This is a genomic window from Flavobacterium pedocola (assembly GCF_053764385.1).
In genome coordinates this window covers 136,208-156,096 of record NZ_JBSNCR010000005.1, presented here as the reverse complement: position 1 = coordinate 156,096, position 19,889 = coordinate 136,208, and the positions used below count along the sequence as shown (strand labels likewise).

At 39.2% G+C, this 19,889-nt stretch carries 21 protein-coding genes; 11 read left to right on the top strand and 10 right to left on the bottom strand.

Features of this window, described 5'->3' with window-relative positions:
• Positions 1-337: 337 nt before the first annotated feature.
• Complete coding sequence (locus tag ACWPKD_RS13050; protein ID WP_455413124.1) at positions 338-1,102, bottom strand: TIGR02757 family protein; 765 nt, start codon at positions 1,100-1,102, stop codon at positions 338-340.
• Positions 1,103-1,218: 116 nt separating this feature from the next.
• On the bottom strand, positions 1,219-1,893 hold the full coding sequence (locus tag ACWPKD_RS13045; protein ID WP_455413123.1) for an ABC transporter ATP-binding protein: 675 nt from the start codon (positions 1,891-1,893) through the stop codon (positions 1,219-1,221).
• A gap of 141 nt (positions 1,894-2,034) precedes the next feature.
• Here ACWPKD_RS13045 and msrA point away from each other — a divergent pair, with 141 nt between their 5' ends.
• Positions 2,035-2,679, top strand: coding sequence for a peptide-methionine (S)-S-oxide reductase MsrA (gene msrA / locus ACWPKD_RS13040; RefSeq protein ID WP_455413122.1), 645 nt, complete (start codon positions 2,035-2,037; stop codon positions 2,677-2,679).
• Between the two features lie 161 nt (positions 2,680-2,840).
• Positions 2,841-3,140, top strand: a complete 300-nt coding sequence (locus ACWPKD_RS13035; RefSeq protein ID WP_455413121.1) for a hypothetical protein — start codon at positions 2,841-2,843, stop codon at positions 3,138-3,140.
• A gap of 27 nt (positions 3,141-3,167) precedes the next feature.
• Here the strand turns inward: ACWPKD_RS13035 and ACWPKD_RS13030 are convergent, their stop codons facing one another.
• The 7 genes from ACWPKD_RS13030 to ACWPKD_RS13000 all read right to left on the bottom strand — a co-directional run bounded on the left by ACWPKD_RS13030 (position 3,168) and on the right by ACWPKD_RS13000 (position 8,404).
• Entirely contained in the window at positions 3,168-3,497 is a 330-nt protein-coding gene (locus ACWPKD_RS13030) for a DUF6787 family protein (RefSeq protein WP_455413120.1), read from the bottom strand.
• A 28-nt stretch (positions 3,498-3,525) separates the two neighbouring features.
• Positions 3,526-3,963 carry a DUF6146 family protein gene (locus ACWPKD_RS13025; RefSeq protein WP_455413119.1) on the bottom strand — a complete coding sequence of 146 codons (438 nt, stop codon included), beginning with the start codon at positions 3,961-3,963 and terminating at the stop codon, positions 3,526-3,528.
• A gap of 107 nt (positions 3,964-4,070) precedes the next feature.
• Positions 4,071-4,628 carry a hypothetical protein gene (locus ACWPKD_RS13020; RefSeq protein ID WP_455413118.1) on the bottom strand — a complete coding sequence of 186 codons (558 nt, stop codon included), beginning with the start codon at positions 4,626-4,628 and terminating at the stop codon, positions 4,071-4,073.
• Positions 4,629-4,685: 57 nt separating this feature from the next.
• Complete coding sequence (locus tag ACWPKD_RS13015; RefSeq protein WP_455413117.1) at positions 4,686-5,642, bottom strand: D-2-hydroxyacid dehydrogenase; 957 nt, start codon at positions 5,640-5,642, stop codon at positions 4,686-4,688.
• 83 nt (positions 5,643-5,725) lie between these two features.
• A complete protein-coding gene (gene serC / locus ACWPKD_RS13010; protein ID WP_455413116.1) occupies positions 5,726-6,835 on the bottom strand; it encodes a 3-phosphoserine/phosphohydroxythreonine transaminase in 1,110 nt (369 codons plus the stop codon).
• 7 nt (positions 6,836-6,842) lie between these two features.
• Positions 6,843-7,244 carry an LNS2 domain-containing protein gene (locus tag ACWPKD_RS13005; protein ID WP_455413115.1) on the bottom strand — a complete coding sequence of 134 codons (402 nt, stop codon included), beginning with the start codon at positions 7,242-7,244 and terminating at the stop codon, positions 6,843-6,845.
• Positions 7,245-7,345: 101 nt separating this feature from the next.
• Complete coding sequence (locus ACWPKD_RS13000) at positions 7,346-8,404, bottom strand: acyl-CoA reductase (RefSeq protein WP_455413114.1); 1,059 nt, start codon at positions 8,402-8,404, stop codon at positions 7,346-7,348.
• Between the two features lie 148 nt (positions 8,405-8,552).
• Here ACWPKD_RS13000 and ACWPKD_RS12995 point away from each other — a divergent pair, with 148 nt between their 5' ends.
• From ACWPKD_RS12995 to ACWPKD_RS12985, 3 genes are read left to right on the top strand one after another with little or no spacing between them, the layout of a single operon-like run.
• Positions 8,553-8,903 carry a 4Fe-4S dicluster domain-containing protein gene (locus ACWPKD_RS12995; protein WP_455413113.1) on the top strand — a complete coding sequence of 117 codons (351 nt, stop codon included), beginning with the start codon at positions 8,553-8,555 and terminating at the stop codon, positions 8,901-8,903.
• 34 nt (positions 8,904-8,937) lie between these two features.
• Entirely contained in the window at positions 8,938-9,387 is a 450-nt protein-coding gene (locus ACWPKD_RS12990; RefSeq protein ID WP_455413112.1) for a hypothetical protein, read from the top strand.
• A gap of 12 nt (positions 9,388-9,399) precedes the next feature.
• A complete protein-coding gene (locus ACWPKD_RS12985) occupies positions 9,400-10,032 on the top strand; it encodes a porin family protein (protein WP_455413111.1) in 633 nt (210 codons plus the stop codon).
• A gap of 26 nt (positions 10,033-10,058) precedes the next feature.
• On the opposite strand, the gene ACWPKD_RS12980 is transcribed toward ACWPKD_RS12985, so the two are convergent.
• A complete protein-coding gene (locus ACWPKD_RS12980; RefSeq protein ID WP_455413110.1) occupies positions 10,059-10,595 on the bottom strand; it encodes a hypothetical protein in 537 nt (178 codons plus the stop codon).
• Between the two features lie 229 nt (positions 10,596-10,824).
• Between ACWPKD_RS12980 and ychF the strand changes: the two genes are divergently transcribed.
• From ychF to ACWPKD_RS12950, 6 genes are all read left to right on the top strand, one after another.
• A complete protein-coding gene (gene ychF / locus ACWPKD_RS12975) occupies positions 10,825-11,919 on the top strand; it encodes a redox-regulated ATPase YchF (protein ID WP_455413109.1) in 1,095 nt (364 codons plus the stop codon).
• Between the two features lie 92 nt (positions 11,920-12,011).
• Complete coding sequence (locus tag ACWPKD_RS12970; protein ID WP_455413108.1) at positions 12,012-12,539, top strand: NADPH-dependent FMN reductase; 528 nt, start codon at positions 12,012-12,014, stop codon at positions 12,537-12,539.
• Between the two features lie 596 nt (positions 12,540-13,135).
• A complete protein-coding gene (locus tag ACWPKD_RS12965; RefSeq protein ID WP_455413107.1) occupies positions 13,136-13,879 on the top strand; it encodes a hypothetical protein in 744 nt (247 codons plus the stop codon).
• Between the two features lie 549 nt (positions 13,880-14,428).
• Entirely contained in the window at positions 14,429-15,112 is a 684-nt protein-coding gene (locus ACWPKD_RS12960) for a TIGR02117 family protein (protein ID WP_455413106.1), read from the top strand.
• A 117-nt stretch (positions 15,113-15,229) separates the two neighbouring features.
• Positions 15,230-17,092 carry a DNA topoisomerase IV subunit B gene (locus ACWPKD_RS12955; RefSeq protein ID WP_455413105.1) on the top strand — a complete coding sequence of 621 codons (1,863 nt, stop codon included), beginning with the start codon at positions 15,230-15,232 and terminating at the stop codon, positions 17,090-17,092.
• 70 nt (positions 17,093-17,162) lie between these two features.
• The gene (locus tag ACWPKD_RS12950) at positions 17,163-19,871 is read left to right on the top strand and encodes a DNA gyrase/topoisomerase IV subunit A (protein ID WP_455413104.1); all 2,709 of its coding nucleotides are present in this window, start codon (positions 17,163-17,165) and stop codon (positions 19,869-19,871) included.
• The last annotated feature ends 18 nt before the right edge of the window (positions 19,872-19,889 follow it).

Sequence of the window (19,889 nt, the reverse complement as noted above, 5' to 3'; positions counted from 1 at the left end):
TAACAATTCGTGTTTATATTTTAGGTTTTTATAACAGATTTGGGTAATTTGTCTAAAAAAATATAAAAATCAGTGCGAATGTAGGTTGCAGATTGCTGAATTCCTAATAAAATTTAAAATTCGGTTAAAAATTAATAAAAATTAACAGTATTGTAAGGAATTGTTTTTTTGTAAGAATCTTTGACTAAAGTCAGTAATGAACGGAGATCGCCAGATTTTTGAAACGCTTAATCCGTTCATTACTGTTTTCAGTATTTTTTGAGGTATTTGATTAGTTAAATTTTAAGTAAAATATAAGCTGAATTAAGCAAGCCACATAGCAATCGAAGTTTTTTTATCAGAAACCTTCAAAAACACCTAATCCAAAAAGAGCGAAATCATACTTTACAGGATCATTAGCATCTAACTTTCTTAGGTTAGCATCCAATTCGAAAAGTGCTTTAGCATCGTTTTGTTTACGGGTGAGCAATTCCAGTTTTCGGGCCACGTTTCCGGAATGTACATCTAGCGGGCACGATAATTTGGATGGTGGAATACTTTTCCAGATTCCGAAATCAACGCCTTTATTGTCCTGACGACACATCCAGCGCAAATACATGTTGATGCGTTTGGCAGCTGAACCCCCAATGGGATCGGGCAGATGTTTTTCGGTTCGTGTCAAATGTTTGATTTCGAAGAACGTTTTTTTGAACTCGGAAATGCTTTTTTGTATTGAATCTTCTTCCTGATGCAAGGCGAACACGTTTTCCAGTCCGCCATGATTTTTATAAATGTTTTGCAGGCTCTTAATAAAACCGATGAAATCCTGCCCGTTGAAAGTACGGTGAACGAAATTTTCAAGCGGCTCTAAATCTTTTTCCCTGTGGCTCATGATGAAATCATACGGAGAATTCCCCATGAGTTCCATTTTCTTCCGGGCGTTGCGGATAATCATTTTACGATTCCCCCAAGCAATAACGGAGGCTAGAAAGCCGGCAATTTCAATATCTTCTTTTAAAGAATAGGCATGCGGAATCTGTATCGGATCACTTTCGATAAAATCCGGGTTGTTGTACAGCTCGACTTTTTCGTCCAGGAATTCTTTTAATTCAGATTCGGTCACTTTTTAAGAGAATAGAAAATAGAAAATAGAGAATAGAAAATAGAGAATAGAAAATAGAGAATAGAGATTTTTTTTAATTATTCATAACTCATAACTCATAACTCATAACTCATAATTTATTTAATTACCTCGTTACGGATGTCACCATCCACCATAACCAATTTACGGTCGGCCATATTGGCGAGTTCTTCGTTGTGGGTTACAATTACAAACGTCTGGCCGAATTCATCCCGCAGTTTAAAAAACAACTGATGCAGGTTTTCGGCAGAATGCGTATCCAGATTTCCGGAAGGTTCATCGGCAAAAATTACCGCAGGCTTGTTGATTAAGGCTCTGGCTACCGCCACACGTTGTTGTTCACCACCGGAAAGTTCACCCGGTTTGTGGTCGTAACGGTGTGATAAACCTAAATAGTCAAGTAATCGTTTGGCTTCGGCTTCGGTTTCTTTTTTGTCTTTTCCGGCGATATAAGCAGGAATGCAAACGTTTTCCAAAGCGGTAAATTCGGGTAGCAATTGATGAAACTGAAAGATAAAACCAAGCTTTAAATTCCGGAATTTAGACAACGACTTGTCCTTCATTTTCAATAAATCTTCCCCGTTGATAACCAGTTCCATGTTTTTATCGGAAGAAGGTTTGTCTAACGTACCCAATATTTGTAAAAGCGTTGTTTTTCCGGCACCTGAAGCACCAACGATGGAAACGATTTCCCCTTTCTTGATATGAAGGTTTACACCTTTAAGTACGTGAAGTTTATCGAAATATTTATGAATGTTTTTTGCCTGGATCATTACGATGTATTTGTACAAAGAAACAAAGAATTTCGGGAAAATGAAATCCAAACCCGTCAATATACCGTATACTACTATAAAGTTTCGTTAAGAGCGAAAAGTAAGTTTAGTAACTTGTTTAATTTTGATAAAAAAATAGCGATGAAGGCATTTTTTGTATTTTTAGTAAGCTTTTCGATGGGAAGTTGCCAATCGAAAGAAAAAAGTTTGTCAGCAGAAGAAAACAATCAGAACAAAGTAATGGAAGAACAAAAAGGATTAGAAGTGGCCACGGTTGCCGGAGGATGTTTCTGGTGTACGGAAGCATTGTTTTTAGAGTTGAAAGGTGTTAAGAAAGTAGTGTCAGGGTATACGGGTGGAAAAACCAAAAATCCTACCTATGAAGAAGTGTGTTCCGGATACAGCGGTCATGCAGAAGCCATTGAAATTACGTTCGATCCAAAAGAAATCTCGTATGAAGATATTCTTGAAGTGTTTTTCGCAACCCATGATCCCACAACCCTAAACCGACAGGGAGCTGATGTGGGTACACAATACAGAAGCGAGGTTTTCTATCATGGTGAAGTTCAGAAAACATCTGCTGAAAATTTTATTAAGTTGTTGAACGAACAGAATATTTTCGGGAAGAAAGTAGTTACTAAAATTTCTGAAGCAACTGTTTTTTATCCGGCGGAAGATTACCATCAGAATTATTACAACCGAAATAAAAATCAGGGATACTGTATGGCAGTCATCAGCCCTAAACTGGATAAGCTTCGTGAAAATTATCAATCGAAGTTGAAGTAGACGTGGGTTTGGTTATTCGGGGATTTGGTTATTCTGGATTGAGGTAATTTGAGGATTCGGGGATTTGGATAATCGTTTATTTGGCAAAACAAATAACCAAATTAACATACAATGAAAATACTGGCATTGGATTTGATAGTTATTTGTAAAAACATAAGTAAATGACAGACACAGCAGTACAAACAAAAACGGATGATAAAAGTCGAAAATTAGTGTTGAGTATTATCTTCGACCTGATTGGGTATGCATCCTACGGAATACCTTTGGTAGCTGAATTAACCGATATAATTTGGGCGCCAATAGCCGGATTTATATTGGCAAGGATGTATAAAGGAACCGTTGGGACTGTAGGTGGTTTAACAGTTTTTGTTGAAGAACTTTTACCAGGGATTGACTTTATTCCAACGTTTACCCTTACTTGGATTTATACGTATCTGATAAAGAAAGAAAATAGAAAATAGAAAATAGAAAATAGAAAGGAAGGAGGCTTATTGGTCTCCTTTTTTGTTACCGAACATATCAGCAATGAAGCCCAGTTTCATGCCGCGAAGCATTTTGAAGACAAAATTTTTAAAGAAAGTGTGTTGTCCGAAAAGTGTACCGATGAGTACCAGTAAAACTTTATAAACCGGAAGTATAATCAGGATATAAAGGATCCAGTATAAAACAGGGTGCAGGCTGTCTCTGGTTATTCCAAGACTGGCCAAAATAGGTTTTGAAAGATAGGAAGCCGAGGTACCTGTAATGGCAAAAACGACAAAGATAATTGCCATTTGCCAATTGCTTTGTATTCCCCAACGCTGTTTTAAGTTCGACATCTTTCAGAAATATTGGCAAAAATACAAATTATGGGGTAGGCATGAAACCTCCCAGGCGAATATTATTTTTTATTTGAAAATATACCAGATAGTTGTACAGTAAATAATTTACTTCATAACCATAATTCACATTGCTTCGATAATTGATTTCCATTCCAAAAAGATCACGGTCACGATCTGTTCTTGCAATACGCGCCCTGTTGTTCCATTCGATCACCCATGGAATATTTCTGGCTTCAAAGTAGTTTTGTGAATAAAAGCCTCTGCGTCGGGCTGTTGAATTTAACCAAGTGTTAAAGCCTCCGTCAATTATAATGATTTCGTACTCCAACTCCTCATTGGCAATACGTACCGTATCATTGGTGTTTTTGTTCAGCTGCTTTTCTGCAACGGGCTTACTGGTCGAATTACATCCGAAAAAGATTGAACCGATCACAATTAGTAAGCCGCAAAGTATCGTTTTCATTACTGTGAAATTTCTTATAAAGTTACTAAATATCAACTAATTGAAAAACCTATTTAACAAAAAAGCCAAACATTGCTGTCTGGCTTTCCTATAAGATTTAAGTTGTATTATTTTCCGAAAAACTTCCCGAGTAAGCCTCCTAAAAAACCACCGCTTTTACCTGAAAGGGCAGTAGTGGCATCACTCATGTCTACTTTTCCGTCGTTGTTTTGATCTAACCCGAATTGCCCTCCGTATTTGGAAACCGCATCCATCAGTCCGCCTGCATTCCCGCCTCCGATAGAGTTGACGATATCGGAAACATTAAAGCCCGGCTGATTCGGATCCTGTGCTTTCCCGATAAGAGAACCCAATACTTTAGGGATCATATTTCCTGCAACACCTGAAGCGGCTTCATTGCTCAAACCGAATTTCTGTCCAAGATTACCGGACAATTGCTCTGTCAATTGACGGACTACCGGATTAGAAGTATCCGCGGAACCACCATTCAATAATCCGGCAACATCATTAATATTTCCGGAAGCTACCATTTCTTTCAAACCGGATAGTATGGAAGAACTGGTTTCGTTCATCACGGCATCATTATGTTCGTTCGGAACGTTCTGATTGTTCACAATGGCATCACCGCCAAACTGTTTTACTAATTCTGATATCTGATCTAACATTGAAATAATTTTTTAAGGTTGGATATCAAATTTACGCAAAAAAAGGTTACAAAATTCTTAATTGTTTTTCAGTAAACTGATAATCTGTTCGGCTAATTCCGTTCCGATTCTGTCCTGAGCTTCCAAGGTTGCAGCACCGATATGAGGTGTCATGGAAATCTTCGGGTTCATCAAAACCTGAATGGCCGGAGTCGGTTCTTCTTCAAAAACATCTAAACCTGCAAATCGTACTTTGTTTTCGTCTAAAGCATCGATTAAGGCTACTTCGTCAATCACGCCGCCACGGGCACAGTTTACGATTCCCACGCCGTCTTTCATCATATCGAATTGTTCTTTTCCGATAATGTAATCGTCCTGAGCCGGAACATGAAGCGTTATAAAATCGGCATGTTTCAGGATATCTTCCATGGGTTCGGTTTCAATATCCACATTGATGAACTGACCGTTGTAGAAATCTACTTTGATGGTAGCTTCGTCAACGTATTTATCTGAAGCGATAACTTTCATGCCCAATCCTAATGCCATTCTTGCCACTTCACGACCGATTCTTCCAAATCCGATAATCCCGATGGTTTTACCGCGAAGTTCGATACCGTCTGCATAAGCTTTCTTTAAACTGTTGAACTGCGAATCGCCGTCCAAAGGCATGTTTCGGTTAGAATCGTGTAAAAAACGAACGCCTGAGAACAAATGCGCGAAAACCAATTCGGCCACAGATTCCGAAGAAGATGCCGGTGTATTGATCACATGGATTCCTTTTTCACGGGCATGGGTTACATCAATGTTGTCCATACCCACACCACCGCGACCGATGATTTTCAAAGACGGGCAATTGTCGATAATATCCTGACGTACTTTGGTGGCACTACGCACTAAAATCACGTCAATGTTATGGTTATTAATATAGTTAGCTACTTGTTCCTGAGCTACTTTTGTTGTGATAACTTCAAATCCGGCTTTTTCCAAAGTTTGAATTCCGCTTTGAGAAAGGCCGTCGTTGGCTAATATTTTCATTGTATGTTAATTTGTTGATTTGCTAATTTGGTTATTTGTTTTGTCTAATAAACGACTAACCAAATAACCGAATAAACTATATTTTACTGTTCCTTAACTGAAACCTGCGATTGGGACTGCGAACTAACAGCATTTTCCAATTCTTTCATGATATCGACTAAAACCTGAACGCTTTCTATCGGTAAGGCATTGTACATCGAAGCACGGTACCCACCAACAGAGCGGTGCCCGTTGATGCCCGATACGCCGGCTGCTTTCCACATCGAATCGAATAGTTCTTTATGACTTTCATCGGCTAATAAAAATGTTGCGTTCATATTGGAACGGTCTTCTTTTACAGTTGTTCCGATGAATAAAGGGTTTCTGTCGATTTCGTTATAAAGCAGTTTTGCCTTGGCTTCGTTTTGTTTTTCAATGGCCGTAATTCCGCCTAAGTTTTTCAGCCATTGCATGGTTAGAAGGGAAGTGTACACTGCAAAAACAGCAGGTGTGTTGTACATGCTTTCCTTTTCGATATGCTGCTGATAGTTCATGATGTTCGGAATGGCTCTTCCGGTTTTTCCTAAAATTTCTTCTTTCACAACGATTAAAGTAACACCGGCAGGGCCCATGTTTTTCTGTGCGCCGGCATAAATCAAATCGAATTTTGAAAAATCCAGGGTTCTTGAAAAAATATCGGAACTCATATCGCAAACCATCGGAACATTCGTGTCCGGAAAACTTTTCATTTGGGTTCCGAAAATCGTGTTGTTGCTGGTGCAGTGGAAATAATCCGAATCTGCCGGAATTGAATACTCAGTAGGAATATGAGTGTAATTATCTGTTTTTGAAGAAGCTACCACTACGGTTTCACCAAAAGCTTTTGCTTCTTTGATGGCGCCACTTGCCCACGTTCCGGTGTCTAAATAAGCGGCTTTTCCGTTTACTTTCATCAGGTTGTAAGGGATTCGCAAAAACTCCATACTGGCACCACCTTGTAAAAATAACGCCTGATAGCCTTTTCCGGTTAATCCCAAAAGCTCTAATGCTAACGCCTGAGCTTCTTCCATTACGGCTACGAATGCTTTGTCACGGTGGGAAATCTCTAAAATAGACAAGCCCATTCCGTTGAAATCTAAAACAGCCTGTGCAGCTTTCTCAAAAACTTCCTGAGGTAAAATACACGGACCGGCACTGAAATTATGTTTTTTCATTTTATGATTAGTCTTTAAATACCTGAATTACTACTTCTTTGTCTACAAGATCGGTAAATTTACCATTATATCGCGTTGCTTTTACCAAATGGTTGTCAATCCAGTGATAATTTCCGCCTCGTGGTTTTCCGAATAAAATACTGTGGAATTTAAAACCGTGTCTGATAAGCCATTCGGTGGTAACTTCGCGGTGATCTTCGGTTCTGGAAGTAAAAAAACAGATCTGATGCCCTTCGTCATACCATTTGTTGATGGTTTCCAGTGCATCCGGAAAAGGCTCGCAGGTAGCCATTCTTTCGGGTTGTTCGTTGGGAACATCTTCGGTGATGGTACCGTCGATGTCGATGAGGTAGTTTTTAATCCCTTCGTGTAAAACAGGACTAACATTGTTTTTGTGTTCTAGTTGCATTATGTTGTGTGTTTAATGCAAGCAAATGTCATAAAAAAGATGCGAACCCTGAAAAAAAATAACCTTAAACCGGTAATTGCTTACTTTTTTTAAAATATCAATTATATTTTGTTTAAGAATGTAAGTGTATCCACATTGTCGGCGTAGTCCCATAGTTTCGGCTGCTGGGTTTTCCCGAACGGAATGCTGTCCTCAATAAGGTTATTCGATACGATGCACTGAATCCTGTCTTCATCATTTTTTAAGCGTTCTTTCACGGTTTGCAGATCATCATAAAACTCGTAGAATACTGATGAAATAGGCGAAGCGTAACTTGTATCTTCTTTTAAAGTAAGGAATTCGTTGTCCAGTAACTTAAACAGGCTCATCAGAAAAACCGCTTTGTTGTAGTCGTAATTGTTGGCGTATTTCTCGTAATGAATGATATCGCCATATTGATAGATGGCTTCAAAAAACAGTTTGAAATCGTACCCTTTCGGAACAAAAAGTTTGGACACGTTGCGGCATCCCAATCCGAAGTAACGGAAAATATCTTCGCCTAAATTACTAAGGTCTTCTTTGGTTTCACTTCCGTTTAAAACAGCTGCCGAGTTTCTGTTTTTACGGATGATGCTCGGCTTGTCTTTAAAATAGTATTCAAAATAACGTGCCGTGTTGTTGCTTCCGGTGGCAATTACAGCGTCGAAGTTTTCCAGTTTGCCTTCCACAAAAGTGATACGGCTTTCTAATTTCGGTTCGGCACTGATTAAGTATTTTGCCAGGAACGGTAACAATTTCTGATCGTTGGACGACAATTTTACCATTACGTTATGCCCTGAAATCAATACCGATAAGAAGTCATGAAATCCAACCAGCGGAATGTTTCCGGCCAAAATCAACCCAACGGTTTTCGGCTGGACGTTTGAAAAATCATAGTTGGAAACCCATTGCGTAAGGTTTTCATCCGTTAAAGCTTCTGCCCAGGAATTAATGGAAAAATATACCTGCTCCGGTGTGAACCAACCGTTGTGGGATTGTGAAAGCTCTATCAAGGCGATAAAATCGTCATAAAAAAGGTCGTTATTTTTTACCCCGGAATTTTTACTGTTTCCGTTTTCTGAAAATTGTTGTAAAAACTTTCCCAGTTCAATAAAAGCGGCAATAATTTCCTTTTGTGACATTTCTTACTTGTTTATGTAGGGTTTACGTTGTAATTTTGTACAAAAATAAGGTTTTTATAGCACTTGCGGTAAGCAATATGCTATAAGCTTCTAAAATAGAGGTTTAACAGTTTTGAGCGTAAGGCTTAAAGCATAAAGCAAAGAAAAAATGGCCATCATTATAACAGACGAATGTATCAACTGCGGAGCTTGTGAACCGGAGTGCCCGAATACAGCAATCTATGAAGGTGCCGACGACTGGCGCTGGAAAGACGGAACCCGTTTAAGCGGTAAAATCATATTGCCGGACGGAACCGAAGTAGATTCTGATGCGGCGCAAACACCGATTTCGGATGATATTTATTACATCGTTCCCGGAAAATGTACGGAATGTAAAGGCTTTCACGAAGAACCACAATGTGCGGCAGTTTGCCCGGTAGATTGTTGCGTTCCGGATGATAATCACGTGGAAGACGAAGAAACCTTGCTGAACAGGCAGTCGTTTTTACATAACGAATAAAATTGGCCTCAGTTTTGCTGAGGTTTTTTTATACATGAAAAAAATTTTTTTTGGCATATTGACAATACTTTTAGTTTTCCATTTTGGATATAAAGCCGAACTCTATTTTTCGTGTGATAAAATAAAGGGAAAAGTGGTGAATTTTAAAGGTTATAGCTCAAGAAACGTACATACAAACCGACATGGCAACGAAGTGATTACTTATTATTCTTATGAAACTCCCATAATTGAAGCGAATATTGAAGGTGAGACACAAATGTTCACACAAAGTAATTGGGATAATGAGTACGCCGCTTTGAAAGTTAATGACTCAGTGACCGTCTTAATTGACAAAAAGAAGGATATTTTTGAGTTAAATCTTTTTTTTCTTTTTTGGTTGACTGTCTGGGATGTTTTTTATGGGTTACTTATTCTTATTTTTGGATCAATACTTTTAGGAATACTTTTACCGGAAAAGAAATATAAACCGATTAATTGGAAATAAATTTTAATAGATATGAGAAAAATTTTATTAGCAGTTTTAGCGCTTGGTTTTGCAGTTTCCGTTGGAGCTCAAACCAAAGGCGATGTGGAATTTGGTGTTAACCTGGGGTTTAACTCGTCTTCCGTTTCAAGTCAAGATGATACTTCGGAATATTCTTCCGGTATTAATTTCGGAGGTTCCATAGATTATTATTTTTCAGACCGTTGGAGTATTAAAGGAAAACTGATTTACGATCAGAAAGGATGGGACGAAGGGTTTATCTATATCGACAGCAATGATCCGATGTTTCCGTCAGGATACTACGAAACGGATTATAACCTGAACTATCTGACCATTCCGGTAATGGCCAACTGGCATTTTGGTAAGAAACGTAACTGGTATCTGAATTTTGGTCCTTACGTTGGTTTTTTAATGGATGCCAAGGAAACCCGTTTTGACCTGGATGTTAAAGATGCATTTAATTCCACAGATGCGGGACTTGCTTTCGGAATCGGGGTTAAAATCCCTTTGAATGATAAGTTAAGGCTGTTTATCGAATATGAAGGACAGGCAGGGCTTTCAGATCTTTTTGAATATACGGAAGAGGATAACTATACCAATTCAAGGGGAGCCTTAAACATAGGATTGAACTTTAAGATGAAATAAAAAAAGCAGCCAACCGGCTGCTTTTTTTATTCTTTGACCAATTTGAATTTTTCAAGGGTCATTTTATCGTTTTTTTCGTCGTAGGTTTCCAGGATCAGGTTACCCTCACTGTCGAAATAGCCAACGGATACTTTTCCTTTATTGATGTAAAGGTAATTGTCGTTTGATGTTTTTCTCAGCAAGGCTGTTTTTTTGCTGTTCGGAATCGACATGCTGTATCCGGTTTTGTCAACGGCGATCTGGTATTTTTTACCATCTAAAAGATAATAGGCAGATCGGTCCACGTCGATGCTTCGGGTTACGCCGTCCATAGTAACTTCTGTGGTTGCGGTTACCCGAACCGGTGTTTCCTTCACATCTTTATTCAGTACTTTGGATTCGGCGTCCTGTAACTCAATGGGCTGAACCTCTTTAATGTTCTCTTTTTTGATGATTTTTCGCTCACCGTCAGAATCCTTAATGGTCGTTACCGTCGTTTTGACTTCCTGCTGAACATTGGTGTTCTGTGCCAAGCAATTTACAGATACGAATAGGGCAAACCATGTTAAAAATGAAGTTTTCATAATGTAACTGTTTTATGATTAGTATGTTACAAATTTACGACTACTATTTGGGAGGTTGTTACAGAATTACGGAAAATGCTTATATCTTTTTCATTTTTGGGATTTTTGGAGTGCAAAAGGAGCTTAAGTATCAGTTTTATACTTGCGAATAATACACTATATTTGCACACTTAATTGAAAAAATCTAAATCCGTTAGCAGGAAACTGTTAGCTGTAAATTCAAAATATAATGAAAGCAGGAATTGTAGGATTACCGAATGTAGGGAAATCAACTCTTTTTAATTGTTTGTCAAACGCTAAAGCCCAGAGCGCCAACTTTCCGTTTTGTACGATCGAACCAAATATTGGGGTGGTAAATGTACCGGATCCGAGAATCAACCGTTTGGAGGAATTGGTAAAACCGGAGCGCGTTCAGATGGCAACTGTGGATATCGTGGATATTGCAGGTTTGGTGAAAGGAGCAAGTAAAGGGGAAGGTTTAGGAAATCAGTTCCTTGGAAACATCCGCGAGTGTAATGCGATTATTCACGTATTGCGTTGTTTCGATAACGACAACATCGTGCACGTAGACGGAAACGTAAATCCGATCCGCGACAAAGAAACCATCGATATCGAATTACAGTTAAAAGATCTTGAAACGGTTGAAAAACGTCTTGAAAAAGCAAACAAAGCGGCGAAAGTTGGTAACAAAGAAGCTTTAGCGGAACAAGCTTTGTTGAACCGAATCAAAGAAACGTTGTTGAACGCAAAATCGGCCCGTACCGTTGAACTTCAAAATCAGGATGAAGTAGAATTGATGGAAGGTTTCCAATTGATCACTTCAAAACCGGTATTGTATGTTTGTAATGTGGACGAAGGTTCTGCAGTTAACGGAAACAAATATGTAGACCAGGTTCGTGAAATGGTAAAAGACGAAGATGCAGAAGTAATCATCCTTTCGGTTGGTGCGGAAGCGGATATTACGGAATTGGAAAGCTACGAAGAGCGTCAGGTTTTCTTGGAAGATATGGGCTTATCAGAGCCAGGTTCATCGGTTTTAATCCGTGCAGCTTATAAATTGCTGAAATTGCAAACGTATTTCACGGCAGGAGTTAAAGAAGTTCGTGCGTGGACCATCAACATTGGAGATACTGCACCAAAAGCAGCAGGGGTAATCCACACCGATTTCGAAAAAGGATTCATCCGTGCAGAAGTTATCGCTTTTGATGATTATTCTAATTTCGGTTCAGAATCGAAAGTAAAAGAAGCCGGAAAACTACGTGTGGAAGGAAAAGAATACATTGTGAAAGATGGTGATGTGATGCATTTCCGTTTCAATGTGTAATTGAAACCCAATAAAATATGTGCAAAAAGCGAAGCAGAGATGTTTCGCTTTTTTTTATTACTTTTAAGCAACTTTATTAAATAGACATTTTCATGAAAATTATAGCTTTCGGCGGCAGTAACAGCAAAAATTCCATCAACAAAAAATTAGCCACTTACGTCTCACACCTTTTTGAAAATTATGAGGTTGAGGTTTTGGATTTAAACGATTTCGCTATGCCTTTATTCAGTGTGGATCTGGAAAAGGAAGTCGGTCACCAGCCGTTAGCCCAGGATTTTTTAGCTAAAATTGCTACTGCGGACATGCTCGTAGTTTCGATGGCAGAAAACAATGGAAATTATACAGCAGCTTTTAAAAGCCTTTTTGATTGGGCTTCCAGAATAGAGGTAAAAGTATTCCAGCAGAAACCCATGCTGCTAATGGCTACTTCACCGGGAGGAAGAGGAGGAGCCAGCGTTCTGGAGATTGCCAAAAATGCTTTCCCGAGATACGGCGCCAATGTTTTGGCTACCTTTTCGTTACCAAGTTTTAATGATAATTTCGATGTGGAAAACATGAAAATCGCCAATACGGTTTTAGATAATCAGATTAAGGATATTGTGAAGGAGTTTAGTTTTTAAGTTGTAATGTTCTATTTTACATAATTTTCTACACGGCTTTGCATGGACTATCCATGGCTTTGGTATGGCGTTACCATGACGTTATCATGGAGTAAGTATTGAGTGTGTTTTTTCTTCTTTTCTTTTGTCTTGACACAAACCGAAGGTTCAACGACCCGAGCGTTAGCGAACTGGCGAAGCAATACCAAAATCCGTGCTACTGATAAAACACATGGCTTCGAGAGCCTCAGCCACCGGTGAGTAAAACAGAATGCCCAATCAAAGCACTTCCCGACCTAAAAAAGCGTAACCGTTAAGAGAAATAAAACCAAGACCGTTAAGAATTATCTGCCTGTTTGATCTCGTTGTGAGCAACGAGAGAGTTCAGATAATTTAGGGCTTGGTTTTATTTTTTAGGTGAAGCGTTCCAGTCTTGATTTTTGGTACTTTGTATCAAGACAAAGTACAAAGAAAAAAAATGCAATTAATTGATTTTAAATGCATTTCACAAAATAAAAACACCACATTTCACGTTCTATATAAGACCCTTATTTTGCTCCACAAGCATTAATGTTTTTTATCTAGAATGCCTAATTGTAATCGATTAATTTGCAGCTATGAAAAGGATAATTTTATCCGTGTTGTTTATACTGTTTGTTGGTATACCGGCTGTATCCTGTCTGAAAGAAGATATTGTAAGTAAGAATAACGATAAGTTGACCAATAAGTCGGCCATAACCGACATGCTGATGCGGGTGTCACGCTCGAGTACTGCAAAAAACACAAAAACTACAGAGAAAAACTGGGAGGAATGTTTCACAGTTGACCTTCCGGTAACCCTTAGCTCTGATGGGGAATTTGTTACTATTGTAGATCAGGCTGATTATGTGATGGTGTTAAATGCGCTGGAAAACATTGATGATGACCAAAATACGATAGCTTTTGAATTCCCGATTTCGATAGTATTTGCCGATGGAACCGCGCAGACAATTAATAACACAGCTGCTTTGGTGAATGTCCTGGACGGCTGCCATTTTGAAGACGACGAAGATGATATCGAATGTTTTGAGATCCACTATCCGTTGAGTATAACCTTTTTTGATGCTACAGATGCAGGTGAAGTTGTGATTTTCAACAATGATGCAGAATTGTTTGCCTTTTTGGACGATCTGGAAGACGACGAATCGTTCACAATCGCTTATCCGGCAACTATTACCGATGCGGATGGCGAGATAATTACAATAAACAATAACGATCAGTTAGAGTCCTATCTCGAAGAAGCCGATAATCAATGTGGTGATCAACAGGGAGAAAACGAAGATGATGATGATAATGATGACAGCGATGAAAACGAAGATTGATCAATAACAGTATTATTCTTCAAAAAGAGATAAAGGGTGGCAATGGTCACCTTTTTTATTTGTGAATCTTAAGTAAAAGGATGTTTCTTTTCTTTCTTCTTTTCTTTCTTCTTTTCTTTTGTCCTGATACAAATCGAAGATTATTTCATCTGTTCGCCTTTCAGGCTCGGGTCAACGAATACCAAAACAAAATATTAACCTATGAGTTAAAAGTAACAAAAGGTCAAGACTGGAACGCTCCACCTAAAAAACCAGAACACTTCCTAAATTCTCCGAACTCTCTACGGTCAGACAGCGGATAATTTTTAACGGAAGTGTTCTGATTTTTCTTAACGGTTGCGCGTTCTTAGGTCGGGGTGCATTGATTGCGATTTTGTTTTTTGTATTGATTATTAGTTTGTTAGAAATTATCAGTTGAAAAACCTTGATTTTTAATCTATTTTGGCTTGAAAGTTGCTCTAGCATCACAAAACCAACCCGAAGCGAGTTCAGGAAAATGCTCAAAGTAAAGTCGTTGGGGAGTGAGCAACAATTTAAAAAAGTATCAAAATGAAAGTGTTGAAAAAAAGCCTTAAAATCCTCCTTAAAATCACATTGGGAATTATTGGATTCCTGATAATTTATGTTTTAGCCGTACTCGGAATTTCGAGGATTTCCGTGAACTCCGATATTGCCAAAAATGATAAAGGCATTGCGATTTATCTAAGAACCAACGGCGTACATACTGATTTGGTGTTACCTGTAAAATCAGCGGTTATTGATTGGTCTGAACAGGTGCAATATCAACATACCAAAGCAAAAGATACTACTTCAAAATATTTGGCTTTTGGTTGGGGTGACAAAGGCTTTTATCTGAATACGCCAACCTGGGCTGATTTGAAATTTTCAACAGCGTTTAAAGCGGCTTCAGGCTTGAGTACTTCGGCGATGCATTGTACTTTTTACCATTCGGTACGGGAAGATGGGCAGTGCAAAAAAATCATTGTTTCGGAGAAACAGTACGAACAACTGGTAGGCTATATACTGACTTCCTTTCAGCTGAAAAACGACAAAATCATGAAAATCGAAACCGATGCTGTTTACGGGAAAAATGATACGTTTTACGAAGCAAAAGGCAGTTACAATCTTTTCTATACCTGCAATACCTGGACCAACAACGCTTTAAAAGCAGCGGATCAGAAAGCGAGTTTGTGGACGGTGTATGATAAGGGGGTTTTGATGCATTATGAGTAAATTAAATTATAATTCATAACTCATAACTATTTCATTTCATTGTCAATAACTTTGCTTAAAACCACTTTTAATTCCGACTGATTTCACTTATTTTAGCAGAAATTCCAAAATTTCTATATGCTAGAGCAAAATCAGTACACCGAAGACAACATACGTTCCCTCGACTGGAAAGAGCATATCCGTATGCGTCCGGGTATGTATATCGGGAAGTTGGGCGATGGTTCGTCTCCCGATGACGGTATCTACATCCTTCTGAAAGAGGTACTTGACAACTGTATTGACGAATTCGTAATGGGTGCGGGGAAGACCATTGAGGTTACCGTAAAAGACAAAACCGTTACTGTTCGCGATTACGGTCGTGGTATTCCGCTGGGGAAAGTGGTCGATGTAGTGTCCAAAATGAATACGGGAGGAAAGTACGATTCCAAAGCATTTAAGAAATCCGTAGGTCTGAACGGGGTGGGTACCAAGGCGGTGAATGCCTTATCGAACTATTTTCGTGTAGAATCGGTTCGTGATAATCAGCAAAAGGCGGCCGAATTCTCTGCAGGAAATTTAACTCTGGAAGAAGAAATCACCGAAACTACAAAGCGTAAAGGAACCAAAGTTACTTTCGTTGCCGATGATGCGATATTCAAAAACTACAAGTACCGAAACGAGTACATCATAAAAATGCTGAAAAATTATTGTTATCTGAATACCGGATTGACAATAATTTACAACGGCGAGAAATTTTATTCCGATAACGGATTAAAGGATTTATTGGAAGAAACTATTTCCGAAGAAGACATGGTGTATCCGATTATCCATTTGATTGGTGACGATATTGAAGTCGCCTTAACACACAGTAAAACACAGTATTCCGAAGAATATTATTCGTTCGTTAACGGACAAAATACCACACAGGGAGGAACGCATTTAGGCGCTTTCCGTGAAGCAATCGTAAAAACGATAAAAGAATTTTACAACAAGAATTTCGAAGCTTCGGATATCCGCAAGTCTATTGTTTCTGCGATTTCCGTTAAGGTGGAAGAGCCGGTTTTCGAATCGCAGACCAAAACCAAATTGGGTTCTACCGATATGGGGCCGAATTCACCGTCTGTAAGAACGTTTGTCAACGATTTCATCAAAACCAAGCTAGATAACTTTCTTCATAAAAACCCGGAAATTGCCGATGCCCTGCTTCGTAAGATTTTACAAGCCGAACGCGAGCGTAAAGAACTTTCCGGTATTCGAAAATTAGCTAAAGACCGCGCGAAAAAAGCCAGTCTTCACAATAAAAAACTGCGTGATTGCCGAGTGCATTTAACCGATGCGAAGAATCCGCGAAGCTTGGAAAGTACGCTTTTCATTACTGAGGGAGATTCCGCATCAGGATCGATTACCAAATCGCGTGATGTGAATACGCAGGCAGTTTTCAGTTTGCGTGGTAAGCCTTTGAATTCGTATGGAATGTCGAAGAAAATCGTGTACGAAAACGAAGAATTCAACTTACTTCAAGCGGCCTTGGACATTGAGGAAAGCATGGAAGATTTGCGTTACAATAACATTGTAATTGCTACCGATGCCGACGTCGATGGTATGCACATCCGTTTGCTGTTGATTACGTTTTTTCTGCAGTTTTTCCCGGAAATGATTAAAGAAGGACATTTGTATATTCTGCAAACCCCTTTGTTCCGTGTGCGTAACAGGAAAGAAACGATTTATTGTTATTCTGAGCAGGAAAGGAAAGATGCCATTGAAAAATTAAAGCCAAAACCGGAAATCACCCGATTCAAAGGATTAGGAGAAATTTCACCCGATGAGTTCAAGCATTTCATTGGCGACAGTATCAGGCTGGAACCGGTGATGTTGGATAAAGCCACATCCATTGAAACCTTGCTGGAATTTTACATGGGGAAAAACACGCCGGATCGTCAGGAATTTATCATCAACAACCTGAAAGTGGAATTGGACACTGTGGAGGAACTAACGAGTTAAGAAACAAGAAACAAGAGTCAAGAACCGAGACATAACTGTCAACTGTTAACTGTCAACTGTTAACTAATTTATGAGCGAAGAAAACGAAAATATAAACGAAGATTTGAACCCGGAAGAGGATAATTTTTCTGAAGAAATCCCTTCAGTAGAGGGACATTCTTTTGAAGGGGAACATTTTTACGATCACGATGAAAACCCGGAAGATACCATTACCAAAGTTACAGGAATGTACAAAGATTGGTTTTTGGATTATGCTTCCTATGTAATTTTGGAGCGTGCCGTTCCTGCAATCGAAGACGGTTTTAAACCGGTGCAACGCCGTATCATGCATTCCATGAAAGAGTTGGATGACGGTCGTTACAACAAAGTTGCAAATGTGGTGGGTCACACCATGCAGTATCACCCACACGGAGATGCCAGTATTGGTGATGCGATGGTGCAAATCGGTCAGAAAGATTTACTAATTGATACTCAGGGTAACTGGGGAAATATTTTAACGGGTGACGGAGCCGCAGCTTCCCGTTATATTGAGGCCAGAATTTCTAAATTCGGTTTAGAGGTTTTGTATTCGCCAAAAATTACCGAATGGGGTGTTTCTTATGATGGCCGTCGTGCCGAGCCGATTAATTTACCGGTTAAGTTTCCGTTATTGTTAGCGCAAGGTGGAGAAGGGATTGCCGTAGGTTTGTCCACTAAGATTTTGCCTCACAATTTCAATGAGCTGATAGATGCCTCCATTAAAATATTAAAAGGAAAACCGTTTACCTTATTTCCGGATTTTCCAACGGCAGGAATTGCCGATGTTTCCAATTATAATGACGGTTTGCGTGGCGGACGTGTGCGTGTGCGTGCGAAAATCGGTCAGCTGGATAAACAAACGCTGACCATTACCCAAATTCCGTTTTCAACGAATACTTCTTCTTTGATTGACAGTATTTTGAAAGCGAATGAAAAAGGAAAAATCAAAGTCAAAAAAATTGAAGACAACACCGCAGCTGAGGTTGAGATTTTAATTCATCTCCCGCCAGGTGTTTCTCCGGATAAAACTATCGATGCCCTGTATGCCTTTACGGCTTGTGAAACTTCCATAGCTCCACTGGGTTGTGTGATTGAAAATCATAAACCGCTATTCATCGGTGTATCGGATATGCTTAAAATTTCAACGGATCGTACGGTTCAGTTGCTCAAGCAGGAATTGGAAATCCAATTGCAGGAGCTGGAAACCAAATGGCATTTTTCAACCCTGGAAAAAATCTTCATCCGTGAAGAAATGTACATCGATTTCAAATTGTATTCCGACAAAGAATCCTTATACGAATACATGTACAAACGTTTTGATGCATTTAAAAAATTGTTGGTACGTGAAATTGTTGACGAAGATTTACAAAAGCTGACGCAAATCCCGATGATCCGTATCACACGTTTTGATTCTGACAAAGCGGATGAGTTCATTGCGAAGTTGGAAGATGAAATGGAACAGGTGAAACATCATCTGGCACATTTAGTTGACTTTGCCATTGATTATTTTACCAAACTGAAAGAGAAGTACGGAAAAGGCCGCGAACGCCAAACAGAACTGAGAAGTTTTGATACGATTGAAGCCACTAAAGTAGTTTTACGAAATACGAAACTGTATGTAAACCGTGAAGAAGGTTTCATCGGAACCGGACTGAAGAAAGACGAATATGTAGCCGATTGTTCCGACATTGACGACGTGATTGTATTCCTTCGCGACGGTAAAATGATGATATCCAAAGTCGATGAAAAGAAATTCGTCGGGAAAGATATTATCCACGTAGCCGTTTTCGATAAGAACGATAAGCGTACCATCTACAACATGATTTACCGCGACGGAAAATCAGGCTCCTCGTTTATAAAGCGTTTCAACGTTTCCGGAGTTACGAGAGATAAAGCATACGATTTGACTCAGGAAAAACCGGGCTCACAAGTACTATATTTTTCAGACAATCCTAATGGAGAAGCGGAAGTAGTGACTATTTTGCTGCGTCAGGTGGGAAGCGTGAAAAAACTGAAGTGGGATTTGGATTTTGCCGATATTGCCATCAAAGGACGGGCTTCCAAAGGAAATACCGTTTCGAAATACCCGATCAAGAAAATCGAATTAAAGGAGAAAGGAATTTCTACACTTCGTCCGCGTAAGATTTGGTTTGATGATACTGTTCAGCGTTTGAATGTAGATGGAAGAGGCGAGTTATTGGGTGAATTCCGTCCGAACGACCGTTTGCTGATTATCAACCAATCCGGTAAACTGAAAACGATTATTCCGGAGCTTACGACGCATTTCGACGAAGATATGATCATCCTTGAAAAATGGCATCCGAAGAAACCGGTTTCGGCTATTTATTACGACGGCGAAAAAGAGCGTTATTTTATCAAACGTTTCTTAATCGAAAACGAAAACAAGGAAGAAATCTTTATCTCGGAACACGAAAAGTCACAGTTGGAAATCGTTTCCACAGATTGGCGTCCGGTAGCGGAACTTATTTTTGCCAAGAGCAAAGGTGTTCAGAAAGAGAATCAAACCATTGACATGGAGCAGTTCATCGCGGTTAAAGGTATAAAAGCCTTAGGGAACCAATTGACTGCGGATAAACTGAAACAGGTGAATTTGTTAGAACCGCTTCCTTATGAAGAACCCATTGAAGTGATTCCCGAGGAAATAGAAGTAAATCCGGAATCTGGAGAAGAAGGAAACGATTTGACAGATTACAACATAAGTTTAGATGACGACGGTCAGATAACCTTGACTTTAGAATAACAAAAAAGCTCTCAGAAA